Annotated in this window: 12 protein-coding genes; 2 read left to right on the plus strand and 10 right to left on the minus strand. The window is 39.8% G+C overall.

Features of this window, described 5'->3' with window-relative positions; genetic code table 11:
* Positions 1–194 precede the first annotated feature (194 nt).
* From FGQ53_RS02735 to typA, 7 genes are all read right to left on the minus strand, one after another.
* Positions 195–1439, minus strand: a complete 1245-nt coding sequence (locus tag FGQ53_RS02735) for a cell division protein FtsQ/DivIB (RefSeq protein ID WP_138335565.1) — start codon at positions 1437–1439, stop codon at positions 195–197.
* Between the two features lie 9 nt (positions 1440–1448).
* Positions 1449–2507: a UDP-N-acetylglucosamine--N-acetylmuramyl-(pentapeptide) pyrophosphoryl-undecaprenol N-acetylglucosamine transferase gene (locus FGQ53_RS02740; protein ID WP_138335567.1), complete on the minus strand. Its 1059-nt coding sequence runs from the start codon at positions 2505–2507 to the stop codon at positions 1449–1451.
* 1 nt (position 2508) lies between these two features.
* Positions 2509–3861 carry a UDP-N-acetylmuramoyl-L-alanine--D-glutamate ligase gene (murD, locus tag FGQ53_RS02745; protein ID WP_138335569.1) on the minus strand — a complete coding sequence of 451 codons (1353 nt, stop codon included), beginning with the start codon at positions 3859–3861 and terminating at the stop codon, positions 2509–2511.
* A 103-nt stretch (positions 3862–3964) separates the two neighbouring features.
* Positions 3965–4606: an ABC transporter ATP-binding protein gene (locus FGQ53_RS02750; protein ID WP_000571287.1), complete on the minus strand. Its 642-nt coding sequence runs from the start codon at positions 4604–4606 to the stop codon at positions 3965–3967.
* Position 4607: 1 nt separating this feature from the next.
* Positions 4608–6629, minus strand: a complete 2022-nt coding sequence (locus FGQ53_RS02755) for a bacteriocin-associated integral membrane family protein (protein WP_138335571.1) — start codon at positions 6627–6629, stop codon at positions 4608–4610.
* Positions 6630–7207: 578 nt separating this feature from the next.
* Positions 7208–7462, minus strand: a complete 255-nt coding sequence (locus FGQ53_RS02760; RefSeq protein ID WP_138335573.1) for a DUF3165 family protein — start codon at positions 7460–7462, stop codon at positions 7208–7210.
* Between the two features lie 19 nt (positions 7463–7481).
* Positions 7482–9323: a translational GTPase TypA gene (gene typA, locus FGQ53_RS02765; RefSeq protein ID WP_138335575.1), complete on the minus strand. Its 1842-nt coding sequence runs from the start codon at positions 9321–9323 to the stop codon at positions 7482–7484.
* A gap of 161 nt (positions 9324–9484) precedes the next feature.
* Between typA and FGQ53_RS02770 the strand changes: the two genes are divergently transcribed.
* Positions 9485–10210, plus strand: a complete 726-nt coding sequence (locus FGQ53_RS02770) for a 16S rRNA pseudouridine(516) synthase (RefSeq protein ID WP_138335576.1) — start codon at positions 9485–9487, stop codon at positions 10208–10210.
* A gap of 33 nt (positions 10211–10243) precedes the next feature.
* On the opposite strand, the gene FGQ53_RS02775 is transcribed toward FGQ53_RS02770, so the two are convergent.
* Together FGQ53_RS02775 and FGQ53_RS02780 are read right to left on the minus strand one after the other, a co-directional pair.
* A complete protein-coding gene (locus tag FGQ53_RS02775; RefSeq protein ID WP_000259257.1) occupies positions 10244–10627 on the minus strand; it encodes a rhodanese-like domain-containing protein in 384 nt (127 codons plus the stop codon).
* Complete coding sequence (locus tag FGQ53_RS02780) at positions 10627–10857, minus strand: YqgQ family protein (RefSeq protein WP_001808324.1); 231 nt, start codon at positions 10855–10857, stop codon at positions 10627–10629. The genes FGQ53_RS02775 and FGQ53_RS02780 overlap by 1 nt, the downstream gene beginning before the upstream one ends.
* Before the next feature lie 102 nt (positions 10858–10959).
* Between FGQ53_RS02780 and FGQ53_RS02785 the strand changes: the two genes are divergently transcribed.
* Entirely contained in the window at positions 10960–11868 is a 909-nt protein-coding gene (locus tag FGQ53_RS02785) for a LysR family transcriptional regulator (protein WP_138335604.1), read from the plus strand.
* Positions 11869–11943: 75 nt separating this feature from the next.
* Here FGQ53_RS02785 and FGQ53_RS02790 read toward each other — a convergent pair whose 3' ends face one another.
* A complete protein-coding gene (locus FGQ53_RS02790) occupies positions 11944–12585 on the minus strand; it encodes a hypothetical protein (protein WP_138335578.1) in 642 nt (213 codons plus the stop codon).
* Positions 12586–12587 lie beyond the last annotated feature (2 nt).

Below are 12587 nucleotides of genomic sequence, written 5' to 3' on the forward strand. Positions count from 1 at the left end.
CAAACAGAAGCCACGAAAAAAGGAACCTGCTAACAGCAAGGTTCCACGAAAAATGGGTAGTCTCCACCCTTTCACCGTCTAACCTTAGCTGCCTCTCTGGACTGCTTTAAAGGTTTTCTATTATTCTATTATTTCTACTAGCACTTGTCAAGTAAAAACATGGCGACTAAAGAGCTATAGGAGAAAAGGTAAGCCTAGCGACGCGATGAACGCTGACTTGTTTGATTTCGATTGCTCTCTTCCTCCAGCTTTTTCTTCTCTTCTTCCAATTTATTCTGCTGTTCTTCCAGTCTTTTCTTCTCTTCCTCTTTCTGTTTCTTCTCAGCTTCCTTAGCCTCTTGTTTGGCTTTTTCCTCAGCCTCCATAATTAATTTATCCGCTACAGTGTAGCTGTAAATTCCAGCTTCCATATCGACCACACTTGGTTCTGATAATTGAGGCTTAATCTTGCTGTAATAAGGCAGTTTCTTACTCATTTCAGAAAGCGGAACCAAGACTTCGTCCGAATCATTCATGGTCAATCGAATTAAATCGGAAGTTACCTTGCTTGGGGCTAATTCCACCTTTTGGATATCCGCCTTGAGTTCTGGGCTAATTTGAGCAAGTTCTGAGACAAAAGCCTTGATTTGATCACTATCATTAAAGAGAACTGATAAATAAGTTTCTGGTAGACTGACCAAACTCACAGCACTGGTCTCAAGCTGGCCACTGGAAAGAATAGGATAATGATTTTCACCAGAAATATAGTAGGCCACAATATCATATTCCTTGACCTTGATAGTGAACTTAGTTGGAAATTGATAAACAAGCTGAGCTGATTCAACCCAATAGTTAGACTTGATCCGCTCTTCATATTTTGCCTTATCTAGCAGAAGGTTAATCGTATAATCCGAATCCTGAATGCCTGAAGCCTGTCGAATATCATCAGCCGTAGTTTGCACCGTTCCCTCAACACGGATATCCTTCATGGTCGCATAAGGACTGAGTAAGTAGGCAGAGACGACCAATAAAAATAGACTTGGAAATAAAACCGTTAAGGCTCGTAAGATATGGAGGCCAGGAATCTTTGCTTTGGCTGATTTTTCTTTTGTAGCCTTTTTAGCAAGCTTTTTATCCTGTTCCTCGCCCTCTTTAGCCCCTGATTCTTCTATCTCTTCTTCCTTTTTGTCACCCTCTGGGGCTTCTAATTTTTCTTCAGACTTTTCCTTAGCTGATTCTTCATCTTCTGGGTCCGCTTCACTCTCCGAGCCCTCCTTGTCCTCTGACTTCTCAGATTCTTCTCCCATTCGAGCTTGTCTTTCCTTTTCCTTCTCCTCAGCTAGGGCTGCCTCTTCTTCAGCCTTCTTTTTTAGATATTCTTGGTTCCGTTTCTGCCATTCTGATAACTCTTTAAATTCTTCGAGGATTTCTTTACCCTCATTTTTCTTATCTTTTGACATTTACTTTCCTTATGATAAATCTTTTTTCAATAATTGATAAAAATCTGCTAGAGATTTTAATTCCTTGGAAGCCTTCATCTTGACTTGATAGTCTTCCTTGTGACTTAGTAAGTGAGAAAGCTTCTCTTCCAAACTATCCAAGGTCAAATCGCTTTCTTGAAGCTCTTCTGCATAGCCTTTCTTAACAAAGTAGGCTGCGTTCTCAATCTGGTCACCACGACTTGCTTCACGACCAAGTGGCACAATAACATGCAATTTTGCCATGGCCAAGAGCTCAAAAATCGTATTGGCACCACCACGTGTCACAACAATGTCAGCCAATTCCATCAAAGGTTGATAGAGATTGGTCACATAGTCAACACGAAAAAGATTTTGGCTCAACTCGTTCAGGCTAGAGTCTCCAGTTAAATTGATAATATTGTAGCGCTCTGTCAGCTCTTTTTTATGGTCTGTCACCAATTGGTTAAAGACACGAGCACCTGCAGAACCACCGACAAACAATACAGTTGGCAATTTAGGATTAAAGTGGGTTTGAATATCCACCAATTCATCCGGTTCTGGAGTGTTTTGGTCTGAAACCTTGGTCACTGCTCCCACATGCTCGACCTTAGACAAACTTGAAGCTTGCTCAAAGGTTGAATACATCTTAGTCGCAAATTTATAGGCGATTTTATTAGCCAAGCCCATAGATAGGTCAGATTCATGAATAAAGACCGGTACTCCCGACACACGCGCAGCGATAACAGGCGGTACTGAGACAAAGCCTCCCTTTGAAAAAAGGGCCTGTGGACGCAGTCGCAACATGATAAAGAGTGATTGGACAATTCCCCAACCAACTTTGAAGACATCCAGCATATTTTGCCAAGAGAAATAACGACGTAATTTTCCAGTCGCAATAGAATGGAAGGTAACATCCAAACCTGACTTGAGGATTTCTTGGTGTTCGATACCACGATTGTCCCCGATATAGTGGACTTCCCAGCCATCTTCGATGAACTTGGGCATTAACAAAAGATTGAGGGTAACGTGTCCAACCGTCCCCCCACCCGTAAAGACAATTTTTTTCATATTATTCCTTTAACTCCGCTACTGTGTCGATAAAGAGGTCGCCACGTACTTCAAAGTTAGCATACATATCCCAGCTAGCATTGGCAGGACTAAGAAGAACCACATCTCCTTGAGTCGCAAGCTCATAGGCCTTGCGAGTCGCATCTGCAATATCTGTCGCATCCACATAAACCACACCAGCTTTATCTGCTGCCCGTTTGACACGTTCTGCAGACTGACCGAGGATGACCATCTTCTTAAGTCCAGTAATGTCTGGAACCAATTCATCAAACTCATTCCCACGGTCCAAACCACCTGCAATCAAGATGACCTTGCTGTTGTCAAATCCTGACAAGGCTTTTTGAGTCGCCAAGATATTGGTTGACTTGCTATCATTATAGAATTTGACACCCTTAATTTCATCCACAAATTGGAGACGGTGTTTGACACCACCAAAGGCTGAAAGAGTTTCCTTGATGGTTTGATTGTCCACGCCGCGGAGCTTGGCTACTGCAATAGTCGCAAGGGCATTTTCCACATTGTGGCTACCTGGAACTCCAATTTCACTAGCTGCCATGACCACTTCTCCACGGAAGTAGAGTTGACCATCTTCCAGATAAGCTCCATCAACCTTTTCAAGTGTTGAAAATGGAACAACAGTAGCTTGTGTTTTGCTAGCCAATTCTTTTGCCAAGTCTTGGTTAAAGTTCAAGACAAGGAAATCATCCGCTGTCATCTTGTTTTGGATATTCCACTTGGCTGCCACATATTCCTCAAATGATCCATGGTAGTCGATATGAGTTGGCATGAGGTTGGTAATAACCGCAATCTCAGGATGGAATTCTTGAACGCCCATGAGTTGGAAAGAAGAAAGCTCCATGACAAGCGTATCCTTATCTGACGCAGTTTGAGCCACTTGACTGGCTGGATAGCCGATATTTCCTGATAAAAGACCATGTTGGCCAGCAGCAGTCAAAACTTCCCCAATCATGGTCGTTGTGGTTGTTTTTCCATTTGAACCAGTAATACCAACAATCGGTGCTTCTGAAATCAAGTAAGCCAATTCCACCTCAGTCAAGACTGGAATACCCTTTGCCAAAGCCTTTTCAATCATGGGATTGCTGTAGGGGATACCTGGATTTTTCACCATAAAGGCAAACTCTTCATCCAAGAGTTCCAAAGGATGACCACCTGTGATGACCTTGATCCCTTCTTCCAGCAAACTTTGGGCAGCTGGATTGTCCTCAAAAGGTTTCCCGTCATTTACTGTCACAATAGCGCCTAGCTTGTCCAACAAACGAGCTGCAGATTCACCAGACTTGGCCAAACCTAAAACAAGGACTTTCTTATTTTTAAATTGATCTATTACTTTCATGTCTCAAACTCCATTTCTACTCCTACTATTTTACCATTTTTATGGAAATAAAAAAGCCACAAAGTGTGTTTGTGACTCTTTCTTCTAACTGAATTTTACCTTATCATCTATGTGATAAATCGGTAACTCGAATGACTTGGTCCACTTGCTCCCAAATCAGAGGATTATGGGTCGCAATAATAATGGTTCGATTCGGATTTTTTAAAGATTCTAGAATAGAAAGTAATTCCTCAGAGTTTTTGGGATCTAAGGAAGCGGTTGGTTCATCTGCGAGGATCAAAGGTGGATCCTTTAAAATTATCTTCGCTAGTGCAACACGTTGTGCTTCTCCTCCTGATAATTCAAAGATAGGTTGCTTTAAATCTAAATAGGAGAGGTTGACACGGTTTAGAGCTTGTTTCATCAAAGACATTTTCTCTTTTTCTTTCAACTTTTTGCCAACTAAACCCAGATTGAGATTCTCTTTGACGGTTTGGCTTTCAATTAAGCCAAAATCTTGAAATAGGTATCCTAAGTAATCTCTAAAGAAAACAGAGGGCTTAATGTCTTTAAGAGAGGTGCCATCATAGATGATTTGCCCTTTGTCATATGGCTCTAATCGTCCAATCATATTCAAGAGTGTTGTCTTACCACAGCCACTTGTACCGATTAAGGCATAAATTTTCCCACCTTCAAAATGAAGATTCGTATCTGAAAATAGCTGACGGCTTCCAAACTTTTTAGATATATTCTTTAGTTCAATCATCCTATTTTCCTTTCATAATTGTCATAGAAACACGAGATTCTTTATGAGCTTGACGGTAAAGCGTCAAAACTGCACTAGCTAGAAAGACTAATAAAGTGAGCAAGCCAATCACCAAGTCTCGACTGCTTAAAATAAAGAGACTAGCACCAAATACAAAACTGGCAAATTGGCTAACCATATACTGAGCATGTGTTTCAAAAAATCGTAAACCTGAAATTCGTTTAATCAAGATATCTCGGCGGAATTGCTCGAAATATAGAAGATTGACAGAATAAAAGAGTAACAAGGAACTAGCTATTCCAACAATAGCTCCTAGGATTAAAGTTGCTGTTTCAGTTTTAACTTCATTATAACGAGTTAGATAAACACTTCTCCCTTCTTTAAGGTAGGATACTTGCTCATAAATTCCAGCTTTCTTCAAGAGAGCTAGCCCACTCTCATATCCTTTTATAAAGAGTTGTTTTCCAGCATTGATAGACCAAATAGATTTGGAAATGATACTATCACCTGTAGATGTTGGAGTAAATACAACTAAAATCGGATCAGTTAAGTACTGGATGGATACTGGGCTTTCACCGTTATTATAAACAAACCGCTTTTCTCCAGTTGGAAGATAGCTAACAATCGCTCTCATTTCATACTCTAAAGGAGCACTTGCCTCCTCACCAGATTTTCCATAATAACTCAATCTTTCTTCAAAAACTTTCTTAAGTTCTGCTTCCTGTGAACGAAGAGATTCTGGTAATAAGAGTCCAAACTCCCCTTTTTGAAGATGAGCTAGTTTCTGTCTAGTATCATCATTTACAGTAACATTTTCCTTGTCCAAATAACTTGGGCTGACATAAAGAACATTAGCATCTGGACTATAGGTATCCAGTGTCTCTCCGTTTTTATTTTTTCCTTGAGGATTTGCAAAATGAATGAGATTATCTTTTACAAATAGAGCCTGTTCTTTTTCAACTGCTTCTTTAGAAAATTCATACCACTTATTCTGATTTTCTGTATCATTTACTCTATCACCTAAGCCAAAAGAAATTTGATAATAGTCTGCTCTGTCCTTCCATGCTTGTTTTGAAATTTCAAGTTCTTTCAATCGTTGGTAAGACGTCAAGCCTGTCTTAACAGCGTATCCCACTGTAAAAACAGCTACTAACTGACACAATAAGGTTAAAATCATCAAGCGTTTAAGGGGTAATCTCCCTTTAATAACAGGAACTAATGCTTTGTAACTCAAACTCATTAGATAAAGAAGCATTAGTAAAATTGAAATCGCCAATAAAAACAACAGATAGAAACTAATCCCAAAACCATAGGTGGCTAACAAGATAGGATAAAACAAACCTTGACTAAAAAGAACGACTCCCCCACCTAGGAAGGAAAGGAGGGCTGATAGAAGGAGCCATTTGATATCAGTAGATAAAGAATGCCCCATGATGGATAAGAGAGTCTGACCAGAAAAGAGTTTTATACCTGCTGCTCTCATTTCCTTAATCCGAGTGATAATCACTAAAGCAAAGAAAGATAAGCCAAATATTGCTAAACTAATTAAAATAAGGGGAATTAGTAACATTCTAGAAGCAAGAGAATAGGGCGGTGTCTTTCGGTCAGGAATTGCTTTATAACCCAAATCTCCTAATTTATCGGCAAGCTTTTCTTTCGTCAAGGAGCCTGACAAAAGGAGATAACTATTTAGCGGATCACTACGTTCACGACTTTCTTGGCTAGCTTCTTGGAATTCTTTTGGTAAAGTTCCCTGACCATAAGTTGCATAAGTAAAGTGAGTCGTCCCATCCTTACTCGGCTCTACAATTCTCCTAGCTATTAAACTCTGTTCCGAGTTTACAAAATTCTCTAATTCCTGTTCAAATACCTCACGCGTCAGTTCCTGAGTATCTTTTTTGACACGAAGTAAAGTAACGGAATCATAGCTTGCATATAAATATTGTGGAGCACGTAAGACAATAATCCAAGCAAGGAAGAAGCTGAGAAAAAAAGTTGATAATAATATGAATAGTTTCTTCATAGTAGACTCCTTGTATAAGAGAATAACTCTATAGAAAGAAATTTTACATTTTACAAATTCTTAGAATTATTTTCCTAGTTTAATCAATCACACCCTGAACAACAAGACAATAATACTCTTCAAAAATCAAATTCAAACCGCGTCAACGTCGCCTTGCCGTACTCAAGTACAGCCTGCAGCTAGTTTCCTAGTTTGCTCTTTGATTTTCATTGAGTATAAATTTAATCCTTTCTTATTTTGAAAACGATTTCTTATAACTTAAGTATATCACTTTCTGTATAATCTATCAACATATTTTACTAAAATATTATTAGTAATAGAATTTTACAGTTCCCTAAAAAATAGATGTCGGAAAAGAATTTAATATCAGTTTTTACCATTCATACTATCCAAGCAAAAGAGATGATATAGTAGATTGAATCTGGAATAGTACGTTATAACTGTTAAAATATTTCTAGAAATTAATTTTACTTTCCTAATCGATTTGTTCACATCTTGTTTCAATCTACTATATTAACTAAAAAGCAATTCGAACTACTGTAAAATTCCTAGCAAAAAAGAGAGCCGAAACTCTCTTTTTATCTTCTTTTACTTTTATTAACCGACATGAGGGTAATATCTCGCAAGCTAAAGTATGCTAGGAAGAGCATAGCGACTGCGATGAAGAATTCTGTCGGTAGCTGAAAGATTTGCAGAACAGATAGCATTAATAAAATCAAAAGTGCTACGAAAGCAAAGACGACAAGGACAATATTGACTGTTCCTTTAATGCTTTGTGGTGTCGCAAATACATAGAGTAGTAATAAGAGGATTCCTATGATTAAATAAACCATCTCTATCTCTTTCTAGCTCTTATTCAGCTGATTTTTTCTTCTTGTTAGCTTTCTCACGTTCTGCCTTGTTAAGGATTTGTTTACGCAAACGGATAGACTCAGGCGTTACTTCCATGTACTCATCGTCGTTCAAGAACTCAAGAGACTCTTCAAGTGTCAAGATACGAGGTGTCTTGATAACAGCTGTTTGGTCCTTAGTAGCTGAACGAACGTTGGTCATTTGTTTAGCCTTAGTGATGTTAACTGTCAAGTCGTTTTCACGAGAGTTTTCACCGATGATCATTCCTTCGTAAACTTCAGTACCTGGATTGACAAAGATTGTACCACGTTCTTCGATAGACATGATTGAGTAAGTTGTAGCCTTACCAGCATCTATAGAAACAAGAGCACCACGGTGACGTCCGCCAATTTCTCCTGGAATCAATGGCAAGTATTGGTCAAAGGTATGGTTCATGATACCGTAACCACGAGTCATTGACAAGAACTCAGTTGAGTAACCGATCAAACCACGCGCTGGAACAAGGAAGACCAAACGAGTTTGACCATTACCAGTTGAAATCATATCCAACATTTCACCCTTACGTTCAGAAAGGCTTTGGATAACGGATCCTTGGTATTCTTCTGGAGTATCGATTTGAACACGTTCAAATGGTTCACATTTAACACCATCAATCTCTTTTACGATAACTTCTGGACGAGATACTTGAAGTTCATAACCCTCACGACGCATAGTTTCGATAAGGATTGACAAGTGCAATTCTCCACGACCTGAAACTGTCCATTTATCTGGAGAGTCAGTTGGGTCAACACGAAGGGAAACGTCTGTTTGCAATTCGGCCTGCAAGCGTTCTGCCACCTTACGAGAAGTCACCCATTTTCCTTCACGACCTGCAAATGGTGAGTTGTTGACCAAGAAGGTCATTTGAAGGGTTGGCTCATCGATGTGTAGGATTGGAAGTGGTTCAATGGCATCCGTCGGAGTAATAGTTTCACCAACAAAGATATCTTCCATACCGGATACGGCAATCAAGTCACCTGCTTTGGCTTCTTGGATTTCACGACGTTCCAAACCAAAGAAACCGAAGAGTTTTGTAACACGGAAGTTCTTCGTTGTACCATCTAGTTTAGAAAGGGTAACTTGGTCTCCAACTTTCACACTACCACGGAAGACACGACCGATACCGATACGACCTACGAAGTCGTTGTAGTCCAAAAGTGACACTTGGAACTGCAAAGGATCATCTGAGTTATCTACTGGAGCAGGGATATGATCGATAATGGTGTCAAAGATTGGTGCCATTGTTTTTTCTTGATCAGCTGGATCATCTGACAAGGAAGATGTCCCGTTAATCGCTGAAGCATAAACAACTGGGAAATCAAGCTGGTCATCATCTGCACCAAGCTCGATGAAGAGTTCCAAGACTTCGTCCACTACTTCTGCTGGACGAGCTGATGGTTTGTCGATTTTGTTGACAACCACGATTGGAACAAGGTCCTGTTCCAAGGCTTTTTTCAATACGAAACGAGTCTGTGGCATGGTTCCTTCGTAGGCATCTACGACCAAGACAACACCATCAACCATTTTCATAATACGCTCAACTTCTCCACCGAAGTCCGCGTGTCCTGGTGTATCCATGATATTGATACGGGTTCCGTTGTAAGCTACGGCAGTGTTTTTCGCAAGGATGGTGATTCCACGCTCTTTTTCGATGTCGTTTGAGTCCATAGCACGCTCTGCCAATTCAGTACGTGCATCGAGCGTTTCTGATTGTTTCAATAATTCGTCAACGAGGGTTGTTTTACCGTGGTCAACGTGGGCGATAATCGCAATGTTACGGATATCTTCTCTTAATTTTGTCATGATTTCCTCTATAATATTCAAAATTTATTTTCTAACTGAACGATTATACCATATTTTCAAGTAAATAACATAACTCAAGCAAGTGTAAATGTTTTCACTCTGCTTTTCTTTTCACGTCAAGCCTTTTCAAAGCAAACAACTTATGATAAGATAGGCACAGTATGCGTTTAGATAATTTATTAGCCCAAGAAAAAATCAGCCGAAAGGCCATGAAACAAGCCTTACTTAAAGGGGAAATTCTAGTTGATGGTTGCCCTGCTAGCTCCCTAGCCCAGAATATCGATACAGGACTACAAGAACTCCGTTTTCAGAGCCGTATCATTCAAGGCTATAAGCACACCTACCTTATGCTTTATAAACCTGCCGGTGTCGTGACAGCCAACAAAGACAAGGAACTCCCAACCGTTATGGATCTCCTTCCACCTAACATCCAGTCTGACAAGCTCTATGCCGTCGGTCGACTGGACCGAGATACGACAGGCCTTCTCCTTTTAACCGACAACGGCCCCTTGGGTTTTCAACTCCTCCATCCCCAATATCATGTCGATAAGATCTACCAAGTTGAGGTTAATGGACTCCTGACACCTGACCATATTCAAGCCTTTCAAAAGGGAATTGTCTTTTTAGATGGCACTGTCTGTAAACCTGCTAGGCTAGAAATTCTATCCGCAAGTCCTTCCCTCAGTCAAGCCTCTATCACTATTTCAGAAGGAAAATTTCATCAAGTCAAGAAAATGTTCCTCTCGGTCGGCGTTAAGGTGACCTCCCTCAAACGCACCCATTTTGGGCCTTGGAGTTTGGATGACAATCTAAAAGAAGGAGACTATCGACCCCTAAACTCGGATGAAATAGAAATCATTCGTGAATTTCTCAGAAAAAGTGGTTAAAAAATGAGCTCGGAAATATCCAAGCTCGTTTTCTTATTTCTCAACTTTGACTTTCCCTTTCCAAGAATCCAAGCCATAAGAAAGGATATAAATCTCAGAAAAACCTTGTTTTTTCAAGTAAAGGGCCGCATTTGTGACACGTTGCGCACGTTGGTTTTCGTAGAGAAGGACAGGTTTATCCTTACGAAGGGCTGCAAGACTAGTCTTCAACTGACTTGAAGGAATATTGCGAGCTCCAAGGATATGTTTTCTGTGGAATTCTGCTGGGTCGCGCAAATCAATCAATTGACCCGTACGAATCAAGGCTTCAAACTCCTCATTGTCTACAATTTTAGCCGCACGGCGAATACGAAGATAGTTAAAGCCCATCCACGCCAACATTGCCAGTATAAGTGCCCACAAAATCCAAGTAACCATTAGTTCTTTTCTCCATTTTTCTCAATATAATCCAATTCTACCTTGTGCTCTCTGCGAAGAACCGCTTCTGCTTCTAGATAGTCTAGTTTGTCCATCAACCCTGCATCGTAAATCCGAGAGAGTTCCAGCTTCATCAGTTCAATATCATATAAGCGTTTTCCCATGTAAACAATAATACCAAATCGTTTGAGGAATTGCTGCACATCATAGAATGTTTTCATAAGACTCATTCTAGCAAAATTTTGTGTTTTTTTCAAGAAGAGACTTACACAATGCTCCTGATTTTCCTATCTTCTTTGGCGATTCTGACTCAAGTGTGGTACAATAAAAACATGAGAATTCAACAATTACATTATATTATCAAAATCGTCGAAACTGGCTCCATGAATGAGGCAGCCAAACAGCTCTTTATCACTCAGCCTAGTCTTTCTAATGCTGTGAGAGATTTGGAAAACGAGATGGGCATTGAGATCTTTATCCGCAATCCCAAGGGTATCACCTTGACCCGTGATGGCATGGAGTTTCTCTCTTATGCCCGTCAGGTTGTCGAGCAAACTCAGCTTCTAGAAGAACGCTATAAAAATCCTGTCGCCCACCGCGAACTCTTCAGCGTTTCCTCCCAGCACTATGCCTTTGTGGTCAATGCTTTCGTCTCTCTGCTCAAGAAAAGCGATATGGAAAAATACGAGCTTTTTCTTCGTGAAACGCGGACTTGGGAGATTATCGACGACGTCAAGAACTTCCGTAGTGAGGTCGGTGTCCTCTTTTTGAACAGCTACAACCGTGACGTTTTGACAAAAATGCTGGATGACAACCACCTACTAGCTCATCATCTTTTCACAGCCCAGCCCCATATCTTTGTCAGCAAGACCAATCCTCTGGCAAAGAAATACAAGGTGAAACTGTCTGATTTGGAAAACTTCCCTTATCTCAGCTATGACCAAGGAACGCACAATTCCTTCTACTTCTCAGAGGAAATCCTTTCCCAAGAACACCACAAAAAATCCATCGTGGTTAGTGACCGTGCCACCCTCTTTAATCTCTTGATTGGTTTGGATGGTTACACCATTGCGACAGGGATTTTGAACAGTAATCTTAACGGAGACAACATCGTTTCCATCCCATTGGACATTGACGACCCGATTGAGCTGATCTATATTCAGCATGAAAAAACCAGCCTCTCTAAGATGGGCGAACGCTTTATCGACTATTTACTAGAAGAAGTTCAGTTTGATAGTTGAGAATCACTCTAAATCGAATAACTTAAAAACCTCAAGAACCAGGAATAAAATCTAGTTCTCGAGGTTTTTTAGTTTTTACAATCCATGTCTGTAATTAAATGCATGTGCTTCAATTTCTTCGATAGTATCTGGGAAACGTTGCACTAATCTAGCTTTTAATAATTTTTTCAAACTTGCTTGTGGTGTCAATTCTCCCACTTCTAAAGCATGTCTTATATACTCCCTAATTTTCCAGTATTGTTTAGCGTCTTCTATCAATAATCTTTGAAATTTTTTAGGTCGTGCAAATATCAACCTAACTACAAAAACAAACGCTGAAAATCCTAATACCGAACCAATATCTGATAAGCCGATTGGAACACTTAATAACAAGACGATAAAAGCTGTAAATAATGGATGTCTTTTAATAAAGTTCACTAGTTCCTCACCATTAAATTCCTTTGTTAAATATTGAACATCCTTTTGTAATACGGAAATATTTATTCCACTAGCTTTCTCAGGGAAAGGGTAGTGTTTAGCTCTTAAATGACCATCGACTTCTAAATGACACAAATCTTCACGTACAATTGGGTCAAAAAATCTAGCTTGATAATTTTTAAACTTTGTAGCTGCTCTCTCCTCAGCTGCTGACAATGTTTTTTGGATACCTATTTTTGTTGCTGCATGTCCTAGTGTTAAACCAGAACTAACTTTTAGTGAGTCTGTAAATAATCCCATTT

This window comes from Streptococcus mitis (assembly GCF_005844455.1).
Lineage (GTDB): Bacteria > Bacillota > Bacilli > Lactobacillales > Streptococcaceae > Streptococcus > Streptococcus mitis_BF.

Excerpts from the sequence above, each read along its gene's own strand:
- FGQ53_RS02735 (WP_138335565.1), bottom strand. The coding sequence starts at position 1,439 with ATGTCAAAAGATAAGAAAAATGAGGGTAAAGAAATCCTCGAAGAATTT.
- FGQ53_RS02740 (WP_138335567.1), bottom strand. The coding sequence starts at position 2,507 with ATGAAAAAAATTGTCTTTACGGGTGGGGGGACGGTTGGACACGTTACC.
- murD (WP_138335569.1), bottom strand. The coding sequence starts at position 3,861 with ATGAAAGTAATAGATCAATTTAAAAATAAGAAAGTCCTTGTTTTAGGT.
- FGQ53_RS02750 (WP_000571287.1), bottom strand. The coding sequence starts at position 4,606 with ATGATTGAACTAAAGAATATATCTAAAAAGTTTGGAAGCCGTCAGCTA.
- FGQ53_RS02755 (WP_138335571.1), bottom strand. The coding sequence starts at position 6,629 with ATGAAGAAACTATTCATATTATTATCAACTTTTTTTCTCAGCTTCTTC.
- FGQ53_RS02760 (WP_138335573.1), bottom strand. The coding sequence starts at position 7,462 with ATGGTTTATTTAATCATAGGAATCCTCTTATTACTACTCTATGTATTT.
- typA (WP_138335575.1), bottom strand. The coding sequence starts at position 9,323 with ATGACAAAATTAAGAGAAGATATCCGTAACATTGCGATTATCGCCCAC.
- FGQ53_RS02770 (WP_138335576.1), top strand. The coding sequence starts at position 9,485 with ATGCGTTTAGATAATTTATTAGCCCAAGAAAAAATCAGCCGAAAGGCC.
- FGQ53_RS02775 (WP_000259257.1), bottom strand. The coding sequence starts at position 10,627 with ATGGTTACTTGGATTTTGTGGGCACTTATACTGGCAATGTTGGCGTGG.
- FGQ53_RS02780 (WP_001808324.1), bottom strand. The coding sequence starts at position 10,857 with ATGAGTCTTATGAAAACATTCTATGATGTGCAGCAATTCCTCAAACGA.
- FGQ53_RS02785 (WP_138335604.1), top strand. The coding sequence starts at position 10,960 with ATGAGAATTCAACAATTACATTATATTATCAAAATCGTCGAAACTGGC.
- FGQ53_RS02790 (WP_138335578.1), bottom strand. The coding sequence starts at position 12,585 with ATGGGATTATTTACAGACTCACTAAAAGTTAGTTCTGGTTTAACACTA.